We start from the raw sequence: 23,728 nt of genomic DNA on the forward strand, positions 1-23,728 counted from the left end.
TTGGGAGAATGGAGAGGTAATTTGTACACAAGCTGACCGAAGTTTTTTCATGGTGTATATTTTTCATGTGGCGCCCGAGTTGCGCCCGGAAAACGTGAAAATCGGAAAACCGACACAGATCCCCTTCATCTGAAGCGGGGTCTTTTTTTATGGAGAAAAGACATGACGAAATTACCGGCAAAGGAATTGCTGGACGGTACCAAGAACCCTGAAACGACCACTGGCGAATTCCGGCTGGCGATGGGCAATCTCAGGCAGTTCCTTTTCGATCTCTTCGGCGACGAAAGTACCGACAAGGAAACGGCTCGCCAGACATTGGGGATTGATCTGACCCAGCTGAATGAGGATATCTCGAAAAAAGCGGATGCCGAGTTGGTAGAGGGGGTAGTAAAGGAGCTCGTCAGTGATGTGGTCGAGCTCGCCAATGATGTGGCAAAACTTGCCGGCGAAGTAGCGAGTATCGTCGTTGCACCTGTTGGCACGATTTATGTCCAGTTTGCTGGTCAATCCACCCCGGAAGACTTGTATGGCGGTACTTGGGAAAACATAAGTCCACAATATGCCGGGCAGTTTTTCCGTGCGGAGGGTGGAAATGCGGCTGCATTTGGCGAATCGCAATCCCAGGGATTACCTAACCACACACATCAATTGAAGGCAACTGGCTCCGATTTGTACACCTATTATGGCGCCAATTATATTTATACAACTGCACGGGTCCAAAACTCGGTTAATGGCATGATCAATAGTATTGCTGCTGTATCAGATAACAAAATTTATGGCTCATCGACCGAGGTACGCCCTGATAACAGTACTATCCGTATCTGGAAATGCATTGCATAAAGGAGAAAAATATGGAATACATCACCGTTGAAAACGGAATCATCGCCGCTCACCGATGCGGAAAAGACAAACCGGAAAACGCCCTAGAAGTCCCGTCCGGATTTGCCGGATATATGGGCTTGCCCCTGTCAGCCCTGAAAGAAGACATGTCCGGCCTGAAGCCCATTTCCCAACAGCTTGCGGAAGGAGTGATTAATCTTCCCGACGGTTACAAGGTCAACAAAGCCGACAACGAATTTATCCGGATGGAACAGGCGGAAATCGACGAAAAATATCCCATCAAAACCTATGCGGAAGAAGGATCGTTTGAGGCCATCGAGGTCAAAAAGACATTCGATCGTGACGGGAATTTCGGTTACTGGCCACCCGAAGGCACGGTTGAAATATCCGGCAAACAGCCGGACGTAACATACAAGGCGGTAAACGGAAAATGGGCGCCTGATCCAGCCAGAGCGAAAGCCAAGCGTCTGGCCGAGATCGACGAACGCTGCGAAGAAGCTATGCGAACTGTAGTGTCCAGCTATCCGGACAGCGAAAAACAGACTTTTCCGCAACAGTCCGCCGAAGCGCAGGCGTATTTGGCCGACCCGACTGCCAGCGTGCCGTTATTGTCGTCATTGGCTTTGTCAAGAGGCGTAACACTGGATGAATTGGCACGACGTGTATTGAACAAGCACACGGTTTATTCCGTATTAACCGGCAAAATACTGGGACAAAGAAAAACGCTTCAAAACAGGGTAAAAGCCTGTTCGAGCGTGGAGGAAATCGAACAAATCGAAACAGCAATCCAGATACCCCAACAGGAACTTAACCAGTATCTTTCCTGAAGCGGAAATTCCTTGCCTGTTTGATGGGGCTGTCGAAGTTCGGCAATCCCGAACTTCGGCAGGAACAAAGGTGACAGAATAGAAAACGGGGTCTTCTATTTTACAAAGCTGGTGTTATTACGGCATAGGCAAAGGGTTCAGGTGATGTCTCGTCTGATTCGCAGGTGGTTATAACAATATCTTTTTTGGGATAGTGCGTAATAGCGAATTCGATTTTATCCCTGAGTTGATCCTGTGTATCTGTGAGCCTGCCGTTATAAAGCGCTTGTTTGAATCGCTCACCTTCTATAATTTCAATACCGTATTTATCTTTCAGTTCGGCAATTAATGAAATCATCGTACCCCTTTCCATTTTGTCGAAAAACATAAAATTTTGGGCCGGATGCCGCCCCCGCAACCCGATTCAGACGCCGCTGAAAGCGTAACTTTCAGCGGCGTTTTCTTTATTCAGGTTCAAAAGACCGGACAAACGGGTACACTGACTTGTCCGTGATGCCGGCTACATGCAAAACAGAAGTCTTGAAGCGGTCGAACTCTTGTATTCTTTCCAGTTTGCAGAAAGTTTGTTAAATATGCCTGTTCTCCGTGTTCGACTGAAGCGTTTTCCTGAAATGGGGATAAAAACACGGCGCCAAATTTGTGACAAACTGTGACTAAATCACAGCATTTTGTGACATCTTATTACATGTCTTTTTGCTTGCCGATGCAATAAGTTATTGATTTTGAATTGGTAAAAAGAGGGTTAAATCTTCTTTGCCGTCATGGCTGACCGAAGATTGAAAACGGGATAAACTCATGAGGTGGGGCGCGTTGCGCCCTTTTTTCATGTCGCGCCTTCCGGGATATCCCAACTTCCCGGAAGGCTTTTTTTATGGAATGAATAAGGAGAAACCCGATGAGCGATGACTTTGAAAACTATTTTGGTTTGGCTGGCGACATGGCTTCAGGCAGCCAAAACCCGGGCGAACACAACGATTGGCTGGACAAACAGCAAAGAGAACGCGAGCGGCAACAGAAAGCGCGGGAGCGGCAACAACCCAACCCGAACCGGACAGCCGATGGCTTCACTGCCCCCGCAACAGGCCTGACCCCGGTTTTTGACAACGAAACCGCTGTACCGAAAAGCGAGCCCCTCAAAATCGAACCGGTAAAAGCGGAAACCCCGAAACCCGGCCTTTCCCCGGCAGAAACGCCCAAACCTGCTGCATCGGGAACCGGCTTGTCCAACACCGGTACGGCTGGAACCGCCTCCCCGACAATTAACCTCTCCATCACGCCCGAAGACGCCTACACCACCTTCGGGAAGACATGGGGAGAACAAAGACTGATCGGCATGTATGACAAGCAGCCCGTGCCGCGCCGGGAACAGCCCGAAGAATGGTACGCGGCACTGGCGCGTCGCGCCAAGCATATCCCCACCCTGAGCCCCGACGTGCAGGAATGCCTCTTCCGTTTCCACTGCCAGACCAATCCGCCATTTCGCCAGAAAATTCAGGAGGAAATCCGGCAGACGCACCGCGTCATGCCCGATATCCGGAAGGATTCGGCCCAAAGCTCACCCCAAAGCCCGACAGGGAACACGCCGGCCATCCCTTCCGCCAGCGTGCCGGAAGAAACCGGGAAGCTGGCTCCTTCGAGTGTGGAAAAAGCCGGAGCCGGAAGACAAGGCGAAAACACCCCGGTGGAACCGGAAACAAGCCTCTTGCAACAAGCCCTGAGCGTCAACCTGCCTCAGGACATGAGCCTGAACCCGCTTATCGACTTCGTAAATGACCATGACCGGGACATACTGGGCGACAATCCTTTCTGGAAAGCCGACCCGCCCGGTCATTCCGACCTGAGCTATGGCGCTTTTGGCGAGACCCTTTCCAAAAGCGCCCAAAGCGCTCTGGGAGAAGCGAGCGCCATTCACGGCAAAGACCAAAGCCGTACCGCAGGCCTGCTCGATGAAAGCTACGCTCCCCTGATCGGAGACGTGTCAGACAACCTCGGCGCCAACAGCGCCGTCACCGGCCACGGCCGGGAAACCATCGGCGCCCCCAACCAGAGCTATTGGGTGAACTGGGAAGACGAACAGGGGCGGCAAATCCCCTTCGATCTGGCGGCCAGAGGCGTTAAACAGGGTCTGGAAGACGCCAAAGCCCTCTTTTACTCCGGGGCGGCACTGGCCGGAGACCTCGTATACCAGCTCGTCGGAGGCGACGACAAGGCGCTGCGGCAAATACAGGTCCTGGTGGATCGACACCGGAAAGAGCGAAAAAAGAGAGAGACCCTGAGCATAAACGAACTCTACGTTGAAGGCGACGCGGAAAAGACCATGCAAAATATCACGCAGTACCTGTATCAGGAACTGGGGAACCAGATAGTGAACGTGCCAGCCTATATCGTACTGGGCCATCTGAAAACCTTTGCGGAGCTGACGGGCGTCTCGACGACGGTCATGGCCGCACAGATACACGGCGACATCCGGGAAAAGACGGGAGAGGGAAAGCCGGTGGAATCGGTCCTGTACGCTGTGCCGCTGGGCTTGATGAGCGCGTTACGCATGCCGTTCCGTCAGGCGGGGGCATTGAAAGGGGCGCAGGAGGTGAGGAATTATGTGGGGGGCCTTCTGGTCGGCTTCGGGGTGCATATGGCTCAGCAGGAGCAGGAAAAAATGATTGTCAGGAAATTTGGTGATACCACTAGCCAAAGTGATTAGTCATTGCGTTATTATTCAACTTTAGTTCTCGGTGGGACAATCTGAACATAATGGACAAGCTTGTCCCGCTTCCTGCTGAACCATGAAACCTGTCATTAAAACCTTTTTCCTTTTTCTGTTCCTGATCCCGGTTTTTTCCGTACAGGCCGACAATGCTGCAAAAGGAGACCGGCTTTACAAGGCAGGAAAATACGAAGAAGCCTTGAGGCATTACCTTAAACCGGACGCACAGGAAAAACCGGAAGTCATGAACCGGATCGGTTATATGCATAACTACGGGAGAGGAGTTGAAAAGAACACATCAATTGGTGTCCAGTGGTATAGAAAAGCGGCAGAACTGGGCTTCGCCAAATCGCAATACAACCTCGGGCAGTGTTATCAGTTTGGAACCGGCGTCAAAAAAAACCTGAACGAAGCCATCAAGTGGTTTCGGAAATCGGCGGAACAGGAATACGCCGATGCCGAAAGAAAAATAGGATATCTGACAGTAACAGGAACCGGGGTCAAACAGGATTTTGGCGAAGCGATGCAGTGGTTCCGCCGGGCTGCCGGACATGGCAATATCAGGGCCTATGCCGATATCGCGCATGCCTACGCAGAAGGGTACGGCGTCAAAAAAAACAAGAACCGGGCGGTGCAGTACTACATCATGGGGGCGGAAAAGGGTGACCCTGAAGCGCAGTACTGGCTGGGGCGGGCTTATCAGCTGGGCCGGGGCATCAAACACGATTCCGCACGGGCCCTTTACTGGCTGAACAGGGCGGCCGACAACGGCAATACGCTGGCGATGGATGCGCTGACGCGAATCTACAATTCGGGGGCGCTTGACCAGCCCATCGATCACGAGCTGGCAGCGAGATGGGCTGAAAAGGCGATTGAAACCCGGAAGCAAACCGGAGAGAGTGATCCGGACCTGGTGAAACGGCTGCGGTTTTTCGGGGTCGATGTTGACCGGATGAAGAAACCGCATGAATAGTAGTCTTAGCGGACTGGGAGAAAACAGCGCCATCCACGGAAGCGGGAACAAGAGAACTCCCGCAGGACACGCTGACGAAAGCTACGCTCCCCTGATCGGAGACGTGTCAGACAACCTCGGCGCCAACAGCGCCGTCACCGGCCACGGCCGGGAAACCATCGGCGCCCCCAACCAGAGCTATTGGGTGAACCGGGAAGACGAACAGGGGCGGCAAATCCCCTTCGATCTGGCGGCCAGAGGCGTTAAACAGGGTCTGGAAGACGCCAAAGCCCTCTTTTACTCCGGGGCGGCACTGGCCGGAGACCTCGTATACCAGCTCGTCGGAGGCGACGACAAGGCGCTGCGGCACATACAGGCCCTGGTGGATCGACACCGGAAAGCCGGCGCAAACCGTCCCCGACTGTCCATAGACCAGCTCTACGTCGAAGGGGACGCGGAAAAAACCATGCAAAATATCACGCAGTACCTGTATCAGGAACTGGGGAACCAGATAGTGAACGTGCCGGCCTATATCGTACTGGGGAAGTTGAAAACCTTTGCGGAACTGACGGGCGTCTCGACGGCGGTCATGGCCGCACAGATACACGGCGACATCCGGGAAAAGACGGGAGAGGGAAAGCCGGTGGAATCGGTCCTGTACGCCATTCCGCTGGGTTTGATGAGTGCGTTACGCATGCCGTTTCGTCAGGCGGGGGCGTTGAAAGGGGCGCAGGAGGTGAGGAACTATGTGGGCGGGCTTTTGGTCGGCTTCGGGGTGCACAGGGCTCAGCAGGAGCAGGAACGAAAGATTGTGGGGGGTTATGGAAATAGAGAAAAACGAGGCAATTAAAATTTACTTTTTACTTTGTCTGTATTGACCATCATGAATAAGCCTGAACATAATGGACAGGCTTATTCTGTTTCTCATCGAACCATGACACCATTTATCAAAACGATTTTCTTTGTTTTTCTGTTGTTCACGGGACTACATGCATTAGCCGGCAATGCCACAAAAGGAGATCGGCTTTACAAGGCGGGAAAATATCAGGAAGCCCTGACGTATTACCTGACACCGGACGCACAGGAAAAACCGGAGGTCATGAACCGGATCGGTTATATGTATGACTACGGTCAAGGCGTTGAAAAGGACGCATCAATTGGTGTCCGATGGTACAAGAAAGCGGCAGAACAGGGGTATGCAAAAGCGCAATTTAACCTTGGACTGTGTTACCAGTTTGGTAACGGCGTCAAAAAAGACCTGAACGAAGCGATCAAGTGGTTTCGCAAATCAGCAGAACAGAGTCATGCTGATGCGGAAGCAAAAATGGGTTATTTGACAGTGACAGGAACCGGTATCAGGCAAGATTTCCAGCAAGCTATGAAATGGTATCGGTTGGCAGCGGAACATGGAGATACCAGCGCGTATTATCAGATCGGCCTCTTCTATGCCCAAGGCAACGGCGTCAAAAAAGACAAGAACCGGGCGGCACAGTACTACATCATGGGAGCGGAAAAGGGCGATCCCGAAGCGCAGTACTGGCTGGGGCGGGCTTACGAGCAGGGGCGCGGCATCAAACACGACCCGGAAAGAGCCCTGTACTGGCTGAAGCAGTCGGCAAACAAGGGCAACTGGCAGGCGATGCGCGAGCTGTCGGTGATTTACGGCTCGGCTTTGCTGGGACAGGCGATTGATGAAAAGCTTGCCCTGCAATGGGGAGAAAAGGCGGAGGAAACCCGCAGAAAGAACGGGGAAACCAATCCAGACGTGGAAAGGCGCTTGCGGTTTTTCGGCGTCGATGCCGACAGGCTAACGAAGGACGGGCAGTAGCCGCACTTGCCGGAACGGGCCGGCAGGGGGTATTTCCCCGGAAGTGTCTTTGCCGCGGTGGCTGGCGTTCCGTCAGGGGAGGCCGGAAGACGGAGGGCCGTGTTTGACAGACGGGGGAAGGCTTTTAAAGACAGCATCCGTCAGTAAGGCGGTTTCAGGAGACAAAAAGACGGCAGGATTTCAAGGCAGGGACGGGCAACGCCGGTTCGTTCCCGGAAAAGGAAAGGAAACCGGCCCTGTCTGCAAGCGGCAGGGCGATTCCGAAGGCGATTCCAAAGAGAGGGGCTGGCCGAATCAGCCAGCCGGAAAGCCGTTGTCCCTGCGGTATGGGGGGCTTTGCGGGCGATTCGATGGCCGGGGCGCTTGTTGACGCTGTCGCCGGCTTGCCTTTGCCGGCCGCTTCAGTCAGCCGGGAGGGAACGGGTGCGATTCCATGCCCCTTGCCCCTGCATGCTGGCTGGAAGCAGGCAATCGTTTTCCGCAAGTTGAACGGTTCGGCTTTTTTCTTTTTCCGGCCGGTTTGGCGTATTTTTTCATGAGGCAAGGCCCTGTTCTGTATGGCGGCCGGTTTTTCCCGGTTCGGCACTGGCGGGCAACTCCTTTTGCGGGTCGGGGAATACCGTTTAAGGGGCTTTCCGGTTTTTTTCTCCGTTTCGGTCCGGATAGAACGCCGCTTTTTTCATGGGTTTCTTTTTGCGGTGTTGCCGGAAGGAGCGTGCGGGGCCGCCTGTTTCCGGCGGGTTCCGGACGTATCGCGGAGCGGAATGTCGTCCGTTTCATGTGTCGTTTTCTGGCGAATTAAGGGGTTGACAGACGGATTTTCGGGAAAAAGGAGGGCGGCCAAACGAAAAAACGCCTTGTTCCGCTTTTCCGTTTGCGGTTTTGTTCTCTTTTAAGGTGTTGATTTTTATGGGAATTTTTTTAATCAGGCGTTTTTCGCGGAAAGCGTTTTGCATAAATGTGCCGGAAATGTCCGGAGACGGTTGATACCGGATTTATAATGCAGGGGTGCCACACACAAGGGCAAGAGGCCGGCAAGCGGCACACGCTCTTCTCTTGTATGGCACGTGCAGGGAAGGCGGGAACGGCCGGGTTTCGAGGCCGTTTTGCCGGGGGTCGCGTCCCGGCGCCCGGGGTTTCCGCTTTTCCGTCCACATCGTAATTTGTCGCCGTATCGCCGGGGGTCGCGTCCCGGTAGCGCATGAAGCGGGTTTGAAGTCGCCGAAGCCAGTGTCGCGTCTGGCAATGTCCGTTTCCAACAGCAGGGTTTGCGTCCTGCGCCGGTGTGAAAGACAGGTTTTTCATTCTTTCATATTAGGAGCGACAGATGCCAATATCATCTACCGACTTGCAGGCGCTGGGCAAATCCACGCTTGACGATTATCTCAAAAACGAACCGATCGACCAGGTGTCGGTCGATATTCCCCTGCTGAAAAAGCTGATGAGCAAGCGCAAGCCGTTTGCCGGCGCCAAGCAGAATGTGACGGTCAATATCCGCAAATCCCACGATTCCAATTTCGCCTGGGCGTATGGGGAAGAACCGGTTTCCTTCAACAAGCGCAATACGCTTGAAAACGCCGCTTTCCCCTGGCGTCGCGCCGTGGACGGTTTTTATATCGCCCACGATACGCTGTTTGCCAACGGCATCAAGGTGAGGGAAGGCAAGAGCAGGGAATACAAGCTGGAAGTCAGCGAAAAGAATCAGCTGACCAATCTGTTGAACGAACAGACCGACGCGTTCCGTACCGGTTTTTCGGAAAAACTGTCGATGGAACTGCACCGCGACGGTACGGCCTCCGACGATGCCGTGACCGGTCTGGATGCGCTGGTTTCGCTGAAACCGGAAACTGGCGTAGTCGGCGGCATTGACCGTGAAACGGCTGTTTACTGGCGCAACAATGCGGCCACCGCCATTGCCGCTACCGGCAACGGAAATCTGGCAACCGCGATGGAAGGCCAGTGGCGCCGCTGTATCCGCAATGGCGGCAGCCCCGATTTCATTCTGGCCGGTTCCGCCTTTATCGACGCTTACCGCCAGTACGGGGTCACGGTGACGAACAACGCGAATGCCGGTGCGGTCAAGCGGCTGGATGCCGGTATCGGTTCCGGTTCTTCGACGGGCCTGTATTTCAAGGGCGTTGAAATCATCTGGGATCCGCAGTTCGAGGCGCTGGATGCGCTTGAATCGCCGACGATTCCCTGGGAAAAACGGTGTTACTTCATCAACACCAAGTATCTGGAATTGCATGACGACACGATGGATATCGTCTCGCCGACCCGTCCGTACAACATTCTCGCGCTTTATCAGATGGTCAATCTCCGTCTGGCGCTGGTGTTGAAACGCGCCAATGCGCATTCCGTCATGTCGATTGCCTGATCATAAGGCTTTCGGCGTGTGCCGCCGGGCGACCGGCGGCCCTTGTTCCCCTCTTTTCAGTAAAAAGGAAAAAAAGATGACTCCATTGTATGAAATCCGCATCCGCCGCGATGCCCATACGGTAACCCCGATTACCGTGCCGGAATACGAACTGCCGCTTTTGCAGGAGATTTTCGGTATTGAAAACGTCCATAACGCCGACAAGAAACGTGTCGATGAAGCCGGTTGCGGCTCGCCCGCCGGGTCTTTCAAGGCAAGCGGGGACGAGTATGAACGCTTCTGCGCCAAATACGGCGTTGAACTGGTCGAACAGGTTTTCGGGAAGAAGGGTTCCCGTGCGTTTGAAAAAGCGGTGGCCGATTCGACAACGAAACCGGCGGCGAAAGGCAGGCAGGCTGCCGTCTGAGGTGAACGCGGACTGGCCGGGACAGCCGTAAAGGCGGGGCCTTGAGGGATTCTCGCGCCAGATTGCACAGCAAAAACGCAGGGAAAAGAAGAATGGGAGGAAACGATGGCACAGCCACCCGCCTATAACCGGGAAAAGAATTTCACCTTGAACAGCGGTCGCGAAACCGACCATTCGGCCTTGAACGCCGAGCTGGACCGGGCGTCGAATTCGATCAACGATATCCGGGCGAATCTGGCGATTTTGCAGGCGGACGACGGGAAGTTGCGTCCGTTTGTGGTGACGGCGGATTCGATCAGCGAGGAATTGAGAATTTCGCTGGTGGAAGGCGTCGTGATGGACGCGCAGACGATGCTGGACGAATCGAAAGCGGCTTCGGAAGCCTCGGAAGCATCGGCGGAAAAAGCCGGGGAAAGCGAGGCGGCAGCGGCGGCCAGTGCGGTGGCGGCAGCGGTTTCGGCCGAGAAAGCGGCCGGATTGGCCGCTCATGTACAAGGCAGGGCGGACGAGATTGTCCGGACAGCCAGCGCACAGGCGCAAACGTGTGCCGCAGAGGCGGCGCAATCGGCGCAAAGCGCAGCGGACAGTGCGACGCAGGCGCAATCGGTTTGCGAGCTGATCAATGATCGGGTCGGGGAGATTGTGGAGCAAGCCGCGAAAGCGGCCGCCTGCAGCGCGGCAGAGGCGGAACAGTCAGCAGACGAAGCGGCGCTGTATGCCGCCGTTGCCAGCCAGCGAGGTATTCCGGTCGGAACGGTGGTGATGTTTTCGGCTTCCGAAGCGCCCGCCGGTTACCTGAAATGTGATGGCGCGGCTGTCGGGCGGGACACGTATCCTGACCTTTTTGCGGCGATTGGAACCGTCTTCGGAGCCGGGGATGGGGAAACCACCTTCAATCTGCCGGACATGATCGGGCGGTTTGCCGAGGGGAGTTTGACACCGGGGACAGTGAAGGAAGCGGGGTTGCCTGATGTTACGGGGACTATCAGGCTGTCGGACAATTCACAGATTAACGCGGTTGAAGCAGACAAGATAGCAACAGCTAACGGAGCGTTTTCCAGAGTACGGACGAATTCGCCAACCGCGTATTCAACCGCTTCTGTTGATGTTGCCACTACCAATAAATATGATCGTGTCGATTTTAGCCTTGCCTCCCAAAATCCCCTGTATGGCAACTCCGACACTGTCCAGCCTCCGGCATTGACGCTTTTGCCCTGTATCAAAGCCTTTGACGCGGCAGTGAATCCCGGGCTGATCGACGTAACGGAACTGGCAAACGAGGTGACAACAAAGACGACACCGGCACAAGCGGCAAATGCGGCCATGCCGTCAAGCACATTCGTCCATTTATCCCTGGCTGCGTCAGGTAATGATTACACCGCGCCGGCAGACGGTTACCTGTCTTTGGCAAAGCAGGCCGGTGCAGCGGGCCAATACGTTGCTATGTATGGCGCTTCTGGCATCCAGAGCGTTATGTGGGCGACTGGAGCAAGCCAGATATTTGCCATGATACCGGTGAAGAAAGGAAACGTTATGAAGGTGAATTATAGCGCTACAGGAACGACAGATTCGTTTGTTTTTGTCTATGCGGAGGGAGCGAAGCCATGAAATACGGAATAGCAGAAAACCACCAATTTGTCCTGATCGACGACGATCTCACGAGATTGGAAAACACGCTGGCTTTCATGCCGCCATACAAAGTGGAGCAAATAGCCGAATACGCGGACGATGAAGTCGAACAGGGCCACAACGGAAACTGGTACGAAAAAGGGCACGCCCCGCAAAAGCCGCTAAACGAAGCGAGAAGCGCAAAGCTGGCCGAACTGAACGCCGCCTTTGCCGAAGCCTCGGCCAATGCCCACTGCCGCTCTTCTCTCGGCTTTGAAATCAATGCCGACGAAACCGCCAACCGCAACGTCACCAGCCTGATCGTCGCCCTGGAAGCGGCCGGAGAGGAAACCGTGCCGTTTTGCGCCTTTGACAACCGCTTTCACGACGTGACGCTGGCCCAGTTGAAGACGATGCAACTGGACATCATCGCGAACGCGAGAGCGCTTTATGCGAGAAAGTGGGCCTTGCGCGAAGCGATAGGGAAAGCGGCGTCCGTTGAAGAACTGGACGCGATAACAATCGTTTTTTCAGGGGAGCATGCATAATGGCCCAACCTCCTTCTTATGAGCGGCAAAAGAATTTTGCCGACGACTTCGGCAACGAGACCGACCATTCGGCCATAAACGCCGAGCTGGACCGGGCGTCGAATTCGATCAACGACATCCGGGCGAATCTGGCGATTTTGCAGGCGGACGACGGGAAGTTGCGTCCGTTTGTGGTGACGGCGGATTCGATCAGCGAGGAATTGAGAATTTCGCTGGTGGAAGGCGTCGTGATGGATGCGCAGGCGATGCTGGACGAATCGAAAGCGGCTTCGGAAGCCTCGGAAGCGTCGGCGGAAAAAGCCGGGGAAAGCGAGGCGGCTTCGGCGGCCAGTGCGGTTTCGGCAGCGGCTTCGGCAGAGAAAGCGGCGGGATTGGCCGCTCATGTACAAGGCAAGGCGGACGAGATTGTCCGGACAGCCAGCGCACAGGCGCAAACGTGTGCCGCAGAGGCGGCGCAATCGGCGCAAAGCGCAGCGGACAGTGCAACGCAGGCGCAATCGGTTTGCGAGCTGATGGATGAACGTGCCGGGGAAATCGTTCAGACGGCAGCAAGCGAAGCCAGGTCGCATGCGCAATCGGCAGAAGAATCGGCCGTCGCAGCGCAAGTCCATGCGGAAATTGCGAACCAGCGCGGGATCCCGGTCGGAACGGTGGTGATGTTTTCGGCGTCCACCCCGCCGGCGGGCTATCTGAAATGTGATGGCGCGGCCGTCGGGCGGGACACGTATCCCGACCTTTTTGCGGCGATTGGGACGACTTATGGAGAAGGCGACGGAGAGGCCACCTTCAATGTGCCGAATCGGGAGGGATACAAAAGAATTGACTACAGTCCCGAGACTACCACCCTAATCGCTCCTGGCGATGGCTACATCTTCGCGCAGGCGAGCACGTCACTTGGCGGATTTTATCTCAGAAACACGACAAAGGACATGCTAAGCGAAACCCTTGCGGAACGCGAATGGGGACTGGGGACATTTGTCCCCTGCTGGAAGGGAGACACCATAACCGTTCGAGTGTGGCAGGCCACCATCAACTTGTTATACTTTGCCTCCTCAAACCTCCAGCCGTTTGACGGGGCAGACAAGGGGTGCCTCTGCATTAAATCTTTCGATGCAGCGACCAAACCCGGGCTGATCGACGTAACGGAACTGGCCAATGAAGTGGCCGGGAAAGCCGACAAGACACAGGTCGCCAATCTGGCCATGCCCTCGGGATCACTTGTGCCACTGACCCCATCAAAAGGCGGAACCTACACCGCCCCTGCCGATGGTTACTTCTGTTTTGTGCATGGGCCGGCCAACAACACGGGACAACTGTACATACAGCTACACAATCAGACAACGGGATTCCGGTATCAGACATCGGCTGCTTCGCAAAGCGGGGACTGGAATGTGGGCTATCTGCCTATTATCCGGGGGCAAACCCTGAGGCTGAGTTACGGAATAGAACTGAGTGGCGACAGCTTGTGGTTTTTCTATGCGCAAGGGAGCCAGCCATGAAATACGGAATAGCAGAAAACCACCAATTCGTGCTGATCGACGACGATCTCAAGAGATTGGAAAACACGCTGGCTTTCATGCCGCAATACAAAGCGGGGCAGATAGCCGGATACGCGGACGATGAAGTCGAACAGGGCCATGACGGAAACTGGTACGAAAAAGGGCACGCCCCGCAAAAGCCGCTGGATGAGGCGAGAGCCGAAAAGCTGGCTGAACTGAACGCCGCCTTTGCAACCGCATCAGGGCAAGCCCACTGCCGCTCTTCCTTGGGTTTTGAAATCGACGCCGATGAGGTGGCGAACCGCAACATCGAAGGGCTGACCCTTGTCTTGCAACCGGGAGAAAGCACCTTGTTTCGTGCCTACGACAACCGTTTTTACGAAGTGACGAGAGAGGAGCTGGAGACGATGCGTAAAGAAATCGTGGTCAACAGCCAGAAACTCTATCAGGCAAAGTGGACACTTGAGGCGGCTATTACGGTAGCGGAATCCATTGAGGCGCTGGACGCTATTGCCCTCTCGCCTGACGCGCTGGCTGAACTGGCGGACGTGTCAGGAGAGAACATCGGGGCAGGAGGAGATCATGGGCAGACGGTGTAGGCAAATCCCGATAGCGGTCGATCAGTTCGTGAACACGCTCTTCGGAGGCTGGGCGGACGAGACGATATCCAGCGTGGCGTGGCGCAAGCGGTGTGAAAGCAAGGGCTGGGCCTTGCTGCGGGCGCTGATCGACACGCTGTTTTTCTGGCAGGACAACCATTGCCGGTCGGCTTGGGAATCGGAGAAAAACCGCTTGCAGTGTCCGCCGGAACTGAGGGAAGGGAAATGATGAATGATTTGATGGCGATACTGATCCAGATGGCGGTGGGTCTTTTGGCCTTGCAGGTGGCGGCGCTGGTCTGGTTCGGAACCCGGGCGCTTGTCGCGCTCGGGAAGCTCCTTGAGACCGTCGCGGTATCGCGACAGGATGCGCAGGAAACGTTTTCGGTCATGGAGGCGCGTATTGCCCGGCTGGAAACGCGCTGCATGATGGTGAATCTGGGTGCGGGAGAAAAGGCATGAACGGTCTGAGCCAGCGTTATCGCACGCTCGGGGAATTGCTGGCCGAGCTGAAGGCGAGACTGGGTTTTGTGGCGCAGGGCCCGGCCTCGAACAACAATAATCCGGTGATGATTTCGTTTTTGCAGGAAGCGCACGAGTATGTTTACGATCAGCTGAATCCGACGCCGATGCGAAAGAAGACGGTGATTACTCTCGAACAGGGATCGTCTCTGTATGACTGGCATAACGATGAGGAGGATGAAAACATCGATCCCGGTCTGGTGAAGTCGCTCTGGATTATGGATGGCAGCGAGCGCTTTCCGCTTTCGCAGGGTATTGCGGAGAAGTGCCGGGAAGACGAGACACGCTCCATGCCTGTCCGGTACGACACGATCGACGGGCAGATCGAACTCTGGCCGGTTCCGGACAGGGCGTATGGCCTTCTGGTGGAATATATCGCCAGCCGGCCCCGCTTCGCGCAGTCTTCGGATCGTCCCGGCGTTTCCGACCGGCTGGTGCTGCTGTATGCGCTGGTGAACGCCAAGGCGCATTTCCGGCACCCGGACGCGCAGTCGGTCGCTGCGCTGTTTGCTTCCCAGATGCGGCGTGAACGGGTCAAGCAACATGAAAACCGGCGTTATTTCCTGAGCGGCTGTTACCGGTCGGAAAAAACCGTGACCGGTTCCGGCGGCGATTACCGCTTCACCCCGGAGTAGAACATGGCGACGATTACGTTTAACAAGTTCGATCTGGGGATCGATTTGCGGAAATCGGCTGCCGTTTCCGACGCCAACCGCTTGCGGGAAATGAAAAACGCCTATGTCACGACCGGGCTGGCGACCGCCAAGCGCCCCGGATTTGTGAAAATCGCGACGCTGGAGGCGGGAACGCAGGGATTGTCTGCCGCGCTGGGAAAATTGCATACGTTTTATGGCGGAGCGGAAGAAATCACGCATGCCAATCCGCTTTTCAAGGCAAACAGGCTGGTGTGCGCCGAGGAAGTGACGGACGATATCACGAACGAAACGTCCCATGCCGCCGTGCACAAGGCGGTGACGGATGTGCATTATGCGGATGTGTTTAACGGGTGCCTTTATGTGTCGGCGCAGCATGGTGACGTCTGCCGCCATCATTATCTGGAGGAGGACGGGATCACGCAGGTAACCGATGCGGCTTGTCCGCATACGCGGACGGCGATCAAGAGCGCTTCGAAAATTTTTTCGATCTCGCCTGACGGTTCGACGGTGCGTTATTCGAAAACGGGCGATCCGACGGTCTGGACGGAAAAGGACGACGCGGGGTTTCTCCCGACGGGTTTAAACGCGATGGGCAACCGGGAAGCCAACGCGCTGGGCCTTTATCGCGGCAATCTGGTGGTGCTCATGCGGGATGGGGCGCAGGTCTGGATGGTGGATCCCGATCCGACGGCGATGAGTCTGGTCGAGACGGTCGAAAATGTCGGTTCGTCCTATCCGCAATCGCTGGCGACGGTGGCGGGCGATTTGTATTTCCTCTCCGATTTCGGTTTCCGTTCGATTACGACACAGCAGCTGGTGGCCCGGCTCGATGATCTGGATATCGGTTCGCCTGTCGATATGCTGGTGCGGCCGTGCCTGAAAGCGCTTAAAGGGACGCCGAAAGCGGTGTATTTCTATGGAACGGGGCAATATCTTTGCGCGATCGACCGGCAAATGTTCGTGTATTCGGTGTCGAGAACGTCGAAAATCGCGGCCTGGAGCCGCTATGAATTGCCCTTTACGGTCGATGCGATGGATGAGCTGGATGGGGTGCTTTATCTGCGCAGCGGCGACGATGTGTACAAGCTGGATGAAGAGGCGCATACCGATGACGGGAAAGAGTACGAGGTGATTCTGGAATTGCCGTACATGAATTTCAAGACGCCGGGCGTGCTGAAACGGGTTTACGGCGTCGATCTGGTCATGCAGGGGGAATGTTATTTCTCCATGGGCTTCGATGTGCGGAATTTCGAGGCGGTAACCGATGAAGTGCGTGTCGCGGGCAATACCTACGGCGGCGGCCTGATTCCGCTGGAAGTGGCGGGAACCGAATTCGCGCCGCGTTTCAGGAATGTGACGGATCAGCCGTTCCAGCTCGATGCGCTGACGATTTATTACGAACCGCTGGGGGTGCTATGAAACTGGTTTTTTTAAAGCCCGAAGAAGTGGCCGCCGTCTGGGACGAGATCGCCCCGCAGTTTCAGCGGGTGGTGTCGAAAGCCTGTCACGGCGAATTCACGGTGGACGATCTGTACCGGATGGCCTTGTCGGGGAATGCGATTATCGGGGTGGCGCGGGAAGAAAACGGGAAAGTGGCGATGGTGATGGCTTTCCAGTTCGTCCTTTACCCGTCGGCAACAGGGGTCAATGTGCTGGCGATGGCCGGGAAGAATCTGAAACAGTTCATGGGCCAGTTCCTGCCGCCGTTCAAAACCTTCTGCCGGGAGATGGGAGCGGACTGGATCGAATGCGCCGTGTCGCCGGGAATGGAAAGGATGCACCACCGGCACGGATTTGAGACGGTGTACCGGAATTTGAGAATGAGCGTGAAGGAAGACTGTCCGGACGCCGGAAGGGAAGCGGGATGAGATCGCATTTTTATCTGAATGAAGACGACCTGTTAAACGACTGGGCACGTCTTGCGCCCCTGTTTCAGCGTGTTGTCGAACGGGCCTGCCGCGGGGAATTCGATGTGGCCGACCTGAAAGCGATGGCGCTGAAAAAACGCGTTGTGATCGGGGCGTTTTTCGATGAGAGAGAGGAGCCGCTTTTAGCCTTTGCCTTCGAGTTCCGGTACTACCCGAAAAAAACGGCGGTCAACATTCTGGCCCTGGGCGGCAAACGGATGGACGAGGTGTTTTCGGTCTTTCTGGAACGGTTCAAGCAGTGGGCAAAGAAAGCGGGGGCGGATTTTATCGAGGCGTCGTGTTCACCGGCCATGACACGATGTCTTTTGCGGTATGGCTACGTAAACGCCTACCGGCAGTTACGACTTGATTTGGGAGGGGAAACGACATGATTATTTTGACGAAATTCAACGGTTATCGCGCTGACGGACGCAGACTTTACTTCAAGGGCGGAGACGGCGGGGCCGGGGAAATGCGGAAAATGGAAGAGGAACGCCAGGCGCGGATCGACGCGGCGATCCAGGCCATTAACGATATTTTCGATCCGCCGGCAACAAAGCGGGGCGTCAACCCGGCGACATCGTTTGACCCGTCGAAGACCTACTATAACGCCGATGGAAGCGTGTTTACCGGGGCCGTATCGGGAAAAGGAAGCGGTGGGCTGAAAGTATCCAAAACGCTGCCTTACGGCATCACGCCGCCAGGAGCCTTCCAGCTTCCGGCTTCGGTTGCGAATGCGGCGTTGGCGTCCGGCGGAAAAGGGGGCGGAATCCGGTTTGAGCCCTATCAGACGATCAACGGCCAGAAATGGAATATGGGCAAGGTAAGAAGTGCGCTTGCCAATGGGCGGCTTTATACGGGCGTCGAGACTGTCCAGCCGGAAAACAAGCGTCTGAAACTCTATGAAGACCAGCGCGACGCGGTGTACCAGATCAATTCGAAGGATGTGAACCGGCAATATGGCGACGCCGAGCGGAACAACCGTTTCGGTCTGGCGCGTCATGGACTCATGGGCGGTTCGGTCGATGTCGATTCCAACGCGCAACTGCAGGAAAAAACCAATGAAGGCCTGATGAAAGCGAGCGGCATCGCCGACAGCGCGGCAGCCAGCCTGAAGGCCAAAGATGAAAGTGCCCGGCAAAACCTGATTTCGATGGCGCAGTCCGGCATCGACACGGGAACGGCACAGCAGATGGCGATAGAAAGGCTGAACACGACGGCGCAGGAAGCGGAAGGCGCACGCGCCGGCGCTTCGGTTGGCGACCTGTTCGGCAATATGACGCAGGCTTATTTGCGGTACAGGAAACTGAACGGGGACGAAACGGCCCTGTCTTTGAACGGGAACAATCAGGGCGGTTTGTCCACGCGCACAAGTTATGACGGTTATACCAGCCGATAAATTTCAAACAGGGAGAACACTATGTGGGAAGCCATTGCAGCGATGGTCGCTTCGGCGGCCTTGCAACAGATCAACAACAGCGTAACGTCGTCCAGGCAGAACAGGATAGCGCAGGAAGCGATGAAACGGCAGCGTGATTACCAGAGGCAGGCGGAGAAAATCGCCCTGGACAACGCCAACGATTACCAGCAGGATACCCGGGCCGACAATCAGGAAAAAATCGCGGACGAACTGACGGAAAATTATTACAAACCGGTCGAGGCGGCCCAGACGGTCAACGCGCTGAATGCGACGACGCAGGGCAATGTGTCGCAGGACTATCAGCAGGCCAAGTCGGCGTCCGACGCCTTCCAGCAAAAAACGGCGCATGAACTGGCTCGCCTTTTGGGCCGCCAGAACAGCGCCTATCGCCTGCGGCAGAACGAGGCGATCAAGATGGCGGGCAACGCCAACGAAATTGCCCGGATCAACAATTTCGCCAGAGGACGATATGACGTCGATAAATACGCGATCGAGGCGGCCGGGCGGCCCGATCCCCTGTTGCAGCTCGGTTCGCAAATTCTCGGCATGTACGGGGCCGCTTCGTTACGGGAAGCCACCAAGACCGGAGTGACCGATACGACGGGCGGGGTGACGAAAACGGCAGCGAACGGGTTTTCGCCCGGTGATGTGTTGGCAAGCGGCAGGTCATTAAGCGCCTGAGCCTATGCTCATGACCGGTTTCCAGACCGGAGGGGCAACTTGTGGAAAAGCCGGTTTTTACACCGGCTTTTATTTTCCAAAAGAGATGTTTTATAAACTTGTTGTATTGTTGCGACGATACAGGTTCGTGTGCCGGGATTTTATTGCCTGATGCCAGACAGGAACGGTATCCTGTTATCGTTAACCGGTTTTTATCCCTGTCGATGAGGCAAACAGGATTTTGCAGCAGCAGTATGGCCTGACAAGGGAAGGAAATGTGAAGGAATCAGTGTCATAAAACGGGCAATATCGGTATATGAAAAAAATGACTCTGTTACTGTCGCTTGTATTCAGTATCCTTTTAGCTGGCTGTGCCACAACAGCGAATTACGAAAAAATACTCAATTCGTGGCTCGGCAATACGGAAGAACTGCTCATACAAAAATGGGGAGTTCCGGATACGGTTTATGAGAGCGGCAACAGAAAATATCTGGTTTATTACCGACAAAATACCGTGTATTTTCCCGGTACCCCGCCCACTTATCAATCCTGGTATGACAGTCTTACGCAAACGGTAACCACCACACAGACAGGCGGCTATTCCGGGCGAAGCTTCAATTATTACTGCAAAACAACCTACACTGTTGAAAATGGACGGATTATTCACTGGCAGTGGCAAGGAAACGCCTGCACGGCTTATGAATAACATAACGTACCGGTAAATACGATAACGTACAGGCCGGTTTTCCCCACGGCACGCGGCAAACTGCACAACGGCACATTAGGTCGCCGTCACAAAAGACGCAACAGTTTGTATGACAGCTCTGGTGCGGACTGGAGGGGATCCATACGGCAAGGCGGGCCTCTTTCTGGCCAGCTGCATCAGCGGAGAAGGAACGATATCCCGTATGGAGAGCCGATAGGGATCCCGGCCATGTGGCAAACGGTTCAGATTCGGTTGTTTGCTGTCTGGGAAATCAGTTTGGGAAATCAGTTGCGCCGCTTGCTTTAAGGACGCCTGTTTTCTGAAACAGGGTTGTCCGGTACAGGAAGGGTTATTTTGGATTCTTATCGGTTTCTGAACCGGTTGGCGGATACGCTTTTGGCGGAATATTGGAGACGTCGCGGGAACGAATGGGCAAGCGCGCGGATTTCAGCGTTTTGCGGTGCCATGCCGTCAGCTCACGTTTTCTTTTGAAAACAGGACAGGTTTTTCTGAAAACGCGGAATGCATATTCTGGAAAATACCGGTTTGTGAGGAAAAAAGGAAAGGACACCCTGACTTTGTGAGCTTGTACAGATTTTCAGTCTTTTCCCGGTGCAATGGAAAGTCCTGGGAAAAAGCCACGGTAAAGTAATCAATATCTGTAACGTTGCTTATGGCAACAGGGTGGTATTTCATGTGCAAACCGTGTCATTCGGTAATTCAGGTTTATCGTTTCTGTCGCTGATTTTCAATTTATCAACCACTATTTTTCTTATGGAAGAGCTGTTTCGACTGGTACGGGATGAAAACGACATTGACAAGGCCTTGTCTCTGGTTCGTTCGGGTTACATGCTGGAACCGTCTTATAGGGACAAATACAATTCCGGTCTCTTGTTTTACGCAATTTGGCGAAAAAGCCCGGTATTGGTAAAAGCACTGGTAGAAAAAGGCTTTGACGTGAATGACAGGTTGCCCGGTAGCACGACTTCCCTGATGTGCGCGGTCAAAAACAACGCTATTGATATTGCCGGATACCTGCTGGAGAAGGGGGCGGAGTTGGAGGCGTGTGACGAGGAAGGCTGGACGGCTTTGATTGCGTCTTCTTCTTTCAAACATGTCGATATGATGCGTTTTCTGGTTGAAAAAGGCGCCGATATTCGGGCAAAGACCAAATGGGGCTATACCGCCCTTTTCTATGCGGTGATAAAAGGCAGTCTGGCCGAGGTCCGATACCTGACAGACAAGGGGGCCTGTGTCAATGACAGGAACAATAGCAGTCGAACCGTACTGATGGACGCGGTAAAAAGAAACGACGCGGCAATGGTTCGTTTTCTTGTGGAGCGGGGGGCGGATGTCAGGGTACGGACAACTTCGGATTATTGCGTGCTGGAAGAGGCGGCATGTTGGGCAAATGCGGAGATTGTCCGGCTGTTAATAGAACACGGCGCGGATGTCAATAATGTCGATACGGCAGGAATGACCCCGTTGCTGTATGCCGCCATCTACGATAATGCTGAAGCAGCCCGGGTGTTGATAGAAAACGGAGCCGACCTGGAAGCCCGCGAACGGAGTAAAGGTTTTACCCCTTTGCTTTATGCCTGTCATTTGCTCAAGCCGAAAATCGTGCCTTTATTGGTTGAAAAGGGCGCGGAGTTGAATGCAAAAGACAAGAAAGGCAAGACGCCATTGGCGAATGCCTGCAAAAAAGGCGGGCTTGAAATAGTGAAGTGTCTGGTGGAGCATAAAGCCGATTTACGGGTTGGCAACAGGAAAATACAGGATGTGGTAAAAGACAAGGCAATTAAGCAGTATCTTTCCGAATGGGCCTGAATGATTGTATAAAACGCGTATGGAATTGGATAATCCCTGTAAGTGACCGCCATCATGTCAATGCATGCGATAGAAAGTTTGGTGGAATATTCCGTGATAAGCGTAGCGACCGCTTCGCCTGTTCCACCTTTGGCACAAAGTATTTGTTACAGTCTTTATCATCTTCAGAACCAGCTGGATTGCGGGTACACGGTCTTGCGGGTACGGGATGAGCTGGAACAACTCGGTTATCTCTCTCTTTTGCCGCCGGAGCAATTGCCCGAACCGGAGCGTAGCGAGGCAATGGGGCTGGCCGCAGAGGGCGGTTTCCTGAAAGGGGATACGTATGTGGACGGTCGCTCCGGGAAATGCTGCGTCACCGCCGGGTCTGCGTTATGGGAGAAACTGTCCGGGTCGGGCATTCTTCCGTCTCCGGCAAACGCGGGACTTCGCCTGCTTGATCCCTTGGAACTGGCGGAACAGATTGTCCCTCTGGCTTTCAGGGCGCTTGCCGAAGGCGATAAAAGGGGAGCCGATACCCTGGGGCATTGGTATGCGTTCTTTCCCCTGTTTTGCGTGGTGGAAGGTTGGGACGATGACAATGCCCCCGAACCGGAAAGAATTCAGGCGCTGCTCCGGCTGCTGGCCGTTCCCGAAGCGTTTGAAGTGGCAGGCATGTATGGAAATGAGATGGATTTCGGTTTTGAAGAAGAGGGCATGTCTTTTCTTGCCGGTTGGGAGACTCCCTATAACCAATGGAAAGCGCAACAGGAATCTCTGTTCCCGGCGTTTTGCAAACGCATGGTGTACGAATGTATCGGAAAGCATGATTTTGCGGAAGCCGACCGTTTCGCTTCCTGTATGAAAGACGAACTTTCATGTTTGCTCCACCGTTGCGTAGCCGGTTACGCTTGCCACCAGTGGCTGAAGACGCAAGAGCCGGGCACCTTGCCTCCGGAAGGCCTGCTCTCTCTGCCTGAGGTCAAAGAGGGGTTTGAACGCTTGAGCGGACTGCCGTTGCCGGAACAGGCACTTGCCACGTGCCGTATTTACCTGTTGCAGACGATGGTGTTGTCGGGTGATTATCCGGCTGCCATCGAAATGCAGCAAGCCCTGTTTACGGAAGCCGTCGGCAAACTGGAACAATACCCCGAAGGAGAGGAAAAACAGATACAGCAAATCGCATTGGCCCTCAGTTACTACCAGATGCTGTACACCAATCTTCCGGAAGAGTATCCCTCCCGGAAAGAATGGATGCGAAAAGGCTTTCCGGGATTGATGGAATTGTCCGACGCCAGACGGAGATGTGAGGAACTGCTCTCCGGAATGCCGCAAATGGCCGATACGCTGCAAGAGTATATGGAACAATGTGATGTCCTGGCGCACTATCTTGGCTAGGAGCGGTTATGAGCATGCCTTTCAGGAAAGTCAGGATGGTATTGTCGCTGCTGTTTGTGGCGGCATGCGCCTGGGGGCAGGCGACGGATGCGAGGAATTTCACCTTCACTTCGCAAACCGTAGTGAAGACCAATTTGCCCAAACTGGCTCCCTGCTTGTTTGAGTTGCAAGGGATATTGAGGGAACGGTTCGGGCAAAGCGCCATCATCGGCGGGATGCGGGCAAGCGGCCCTTCGGTTATCGAACTTTGGACAGATGCCGAATTGGAAGGCAAGGCGCATTACATACTCAGGATATCGGCCAGGAGACTCTCGATTAAGGGAGCGACGCAGGAAGCCATTCAATGCGGACTGAAGGCTCTGGATAAAATCCTGCGGGAGGAAACGAACCATACGGCGAACAGGCAAATAGCCCCTCGCCGTATTGAGAGCGTTTCCGGCAGCGATTGCCCCTGATGCCTTG

At 54.7% G+C, this 23,728-nt stretch carries 26 protein-coding genes; 24 read left to right on the forward strand and 2 right to left on the reverse strand.

Annotated features, from left to right (window positions below):
* Positions 1-162 precede the first annotated feature (162 nt).
* Together OFAG_RS14130 and OFAG_RS14135 are read left to right on the forward strand one after the other, a co-directional pair.
* Positions 163-840 (forward strand): hypothetical protein, encoded by a 678-nt coding sequence (locus OFAG_RS14130; protein ID WP_020995035.1) that lies wholly within the window; start codon positions 163-165, stop codon positions 838-840.
* 11 nt (positions 841-851) lie between these two features.
* Positions 852-1,667: a hypothetical protein gene (locus OFAG_RS14135; protein ID WP_005877036.1), complete on the forward strand. Its 816-nt coding sequence runs from the start codon at positions 852-854 to the stop codon at positions 1,665-1,667.
* Positions 1,668-1,767: 100 nt separating this feature from the next.
* Here OFAG_RS14135 and OFAG_RS07070 read toward each other — a convergent pair whose 3' ends face one another.
* Positions 1,768-2,004: a hypothetical protein gene (locus OFAG_RS07070; protein ID WP_020995036.1), complete on the reverse strand. Its 237-nt coding sequence runs from the start codon at positions 2,002-2,004 to the stop codon at positions 1,768-1,770.
* 558 nt (positions 2,005-2,562) lie between these two features.
* Between OFAG_RS07070 and OFAG_RS07075 the strand changes: the two genes are divergently transcribed.
* The 4 genes from OFAG_RS07075 to OFAG_RS07090 all read left to right on the forward strand — a co-directional run bounded on the left by OFAG_RS07075 (position 2,563) and on the right by OFAG_RS07090 (position 7,151).
* A complete protein-coding gene (locus tag OFAG_RS07075; protein ID WP_005877033.1) occupies positions 2,563-4,368 on the forward strand; it encodes a hypothetical protein in 1,806 nt (601 codons plus the stop codon).
* An 82-nt stretch (positions 4,369-4,450) separates the two neighbouring features.
* Positions 4,451-5,344: a tetratricopeptide repeat protein gene (locus OFAG_RS07080; RefSeq protein WP_020995037.1), complete on the forward strand. Its 894-nt coding sequence runs from the start codon at positions 4,451-4,453 to the stop codon at positions 5,342-5,344.
* The gene (locus tag OFAG_RS07085; RefSeq protein WP_020995038.1) at positions 5,337-6,173 is read left to right on the forward strand and encodes a hypothetical protein; all 837 of its coding nucleotides are present in this window, start codon (positions 5,337-5,339) and stop codon (positions 6,171-6,173) included. Before OFAG_RS07080 ends, OFAG_RS07085 begins: the two co-directional genes overlap by 8 nt.
* A gap of 33 nt (positions 6,174-6,206) precedes the next feature.
* The gene (locus tag OFAG_RS07090; protein WP_020995039.1) at positions 6,207-7,151 is read left to right on the forward strand and encodes a tetratricopeptide repeat protein; all 945 of its coding nucleotides are present in this window, start codon (positions 6,207-6,209) and stop codon (positions 7,149-7,151) included.
* Positions 7,152-7,305: 154 nt separating this feature from the next.
* On the opposite strand, the gene OFAG_RS07095 is transcribed toward OFAG_RS07090, so the two are convergent.
* Positions 7,306-7,737, reverse strand: a complete 432-nt coding sequence (locus tag OFAG_RS07095) for a hypothetical protein (RefSeq protein ID WP_020995040.1) — start codon at positions 7,735-7,737, stop codon at positions 7,306-7,308.
* 741 nt (positions 7,738-8,478) lie between these two features.
* Here OFAG_RS07095 and OFAG_RS07105 point away from each other — a divergent pair.
* The 18 genes from OFAG_RS07105 (at position 8,479) to OFAG_RS07185 (ending at position 23,721) form a co-directional block, all read left to right on the forward strand.
* Entirely contained in the window at positions 8,479-9,528 is a 1,050-nt protein-coding gene (locus OFAG_RS07105) for a phage major capsid protein (RefSeq protein ID WP_005877029.1), read from the forward strand.
* A gap of 76 nt (positions 9,529-9,604) precedes the next feature.
* A complete protein-coding gene (locus OFAG_RS07110; RefSeq protein ID WP_020995041.1) occupies positions 9,605-9,934 on the forward strand; it encodes a hypothetical protein in 330 nt (109 codons plus the stop codon).
* Between the two features lie 105 nt (positions 9,935-10,039).
* Positions 10,040-11,542 carry a tail fiber protein gene (locus tag OFAG_RS07115; RefSeq protein WP_005877027.1) on the forward strand — a complete coding sequence of 501 codons (1,503 nt, stop codon included), beginning with the start codon at positions 10,040-10,042 and terminating at the stop codon, positions 11,540-11,542.
* Positions 11,539-12,090, forward strand: a complete 552-nt coding sequence (locus tag OFAG_RS07120) for a DUF4376 domain-containing protein (RefSeq protein WP_020995042.1) — start codon at positions 11,539-11,541, stop codon at positions 12,088-12,090. Before OFAG_RS07115 ends, OFAG_RS07120 begins: the two co-directional genes overlap by 4 nt.
* Positions 12,090-13,589, forward strand: a complete 1,500-nt coding sequence (locus tag OFAG_RS07125; RefSeq protein WP_020995043.1) for a phage tail protein — start codon at positions 12,090-12,092, stop codon at positions 13,587-13,589. Before OFAG_RS07120 ends, OFAG_RS07125 begins: the two co-directional genes overlap by 1 nt.
* Entirely contained in the window at positions 13,586-14,188 is a 603-nt protein-coding gene (locus tag OFAG_RS07130; protein WP_005877023.1) for a DUF4376 domain-containing protein, read from the forward strand. The genes OFAG_RS07125 and OFAG_RS07130 overlap by 4 nt, the downstream gene beginning before the upstream one ends.
* Positions 14,172-14,417 carry a hypothetical protein gene (locus tag OFAG_RS13435; RefSeq protein ID WP_020995044.1) on the forward strand — a complete coding sequence of 82 codons (246 nt, stop codon included), beginning with the start codon at positions 14,172-14,174 and terminating at the stop codon, positions 14,415-14,417. The genes OFAG_RS07130 and OFAG_RS13435 overlap by 17 nt, the downstream gene beginning before the upstream one ends.
* Positions 14,414-14,650 carry a hypothetical protein gene (locus OFAG_RS07135; protein ID WP_020995045.1) on the forward strand — a complete coding sequence of 79 codons (237 nt, stop codon included), beginning with the start codon at positions 14,414-14,416 and terminating at the stop codon, positions 14,648-14,650. The genes OFAG_RS13435 and OFAG_RS07135 overlap by 4 nt, the downstream gene beginning before the upstream one ends.
* Complete coding sequence (locus tag OFAG_RS07140; RefSeq protein ID WP_005877019.1) at positions 14,647-15,345, forward strand: phage adaptor protein; 699 nt, start codon at positions 14,647-14,649, stop codon at positions 15,343-15,345. Before OFAG_RS07135 ends, OFAG_RS07140 begins: the two co-directional genes overlap by 4 nt.
* 3 nt (positions 15,346-15,348) lie before the next feature.
* Positions 15,349-16,785 (forward strand): hypothetical protein, encoded by a 1,437-nt coding sequence (locus tag OFAG_RS07145; protein WP_020995046.1) that lies wholly within the window; start codon positions 15,349-15,351, stop codon positions 16,783-16,785.
* Positions 16,782-17,234 carry a hypothetical protein gene (locus OFAG_RS07150; RefSeq protein WP_005877014.1) on the forward strand — a complete coding sequence of 151 codons (453 nt, stop codon included), beginning with the start codon at positions 16,782-16,784 and terminating at the stop codon, positions 17,232-17,234. The genes OFAG_RS07145 and OFAG_RS07150 overlap by 4 nt, the downstream gene beginning before the upstream one ends.
* Positions 17,231-17,665 (forward strand): hypothetical protein, encoded by a 435-nt coding sequence (locus OFAG_RS07155; RefSeq protein WP_005877013.1) that lies wholly within the window; start codon positions 17,231-17,233, stop codon positions 17,663-17,665. The genes OFAG_RS07150 and OFAG_RS07155 overlap by 4 nt, the downstream gene beginning before the upstream one ends.
* Positions 17,662-18,672 carry a hypothetical protein gene (locus OFAG_RS07160; protein WP_005877012.1) on the forward strand — a complete coding sequence of 337 codons (1,011 nt, stop codon included), beginning with the start codon at positions 17,662-17,664 and terminating at the stop codon, positions 18,670-18,672. Before OFAG_RS07155 ends, OFAG_RS07160 begins: the two co-directional genes overlap by 4 nt.
* Before the next feature lie 21 nt (positions 18,673-18,693).
* Positions 18,694-19,374: a hypothetical protein gene (locus tag OFAG_RS07165; protein WP_005877011.1), complete on the forward strand. Its 681-nt coding sequence runs from the start codon at positions 18,694-18,696 to the stop codon at positions 19,372-19,374.
* Between the two features lie 304 nt (positions 19,375-19,678).
* Positions 19,679-20,059 carry a hypothetical protein gene (locus OFAG_RS07170; protein WP_231371679.1) on the forward strand — a complete coding sequence of 127 codons (381 nt, stop codon included), beginning with the start codon at positions 19,679-19,681 and terminating at the stop codon, positions 20,057-20,059.
* A gap of 612 nt (positions 20,060-20,671) precedes the next feature.
* A complete protein-coding gene (locus tag OFAG_RS07175; protein WP_222707659.1) occupies positions 20,672-21,889 on the forward strand; it encodes an ankyrin repeat domain-containing protein in 1,218 nt (405 codons plus the stop codon).
* 42 nt (positions 21,890-21,931) lie between these two features.
* Positions 21,932-23,266, forward strand: a complete 1,335-nt coding sequence (locus OFAG_RS07180; RefSeq protein WP_005877006.1) for a hypothetical protein — start codon at positions 21,932-21,934, stop codon at positions 23,264-23,266.
* Between the two features lie 8 nt (positions 23,267-23,274).
* On the forward strand, positions 23,275-23,721 hold the full coding sequence (locus tag OFAG_RS07185) for a hypothetical protein (RefSeq protein ID WP_005877004.1): 447 nt from the start codon (positions 23,275-23,277) through the stop codon (positions 23,719-23,721).
* Positions 23,722-23,728 lie beyond the last annotated feature (7 nt).

Source organism: Oxalobacter paraformigenes (assembly GCF_000158475.2).
Taxonomy (GTDB): Bacteria; Pseudomonadota; Gammaproteobacteria; order Burkholderiales; family Burkholderiaceae_D; genus Oxalobacter; species Oxalobacter paraformigenes.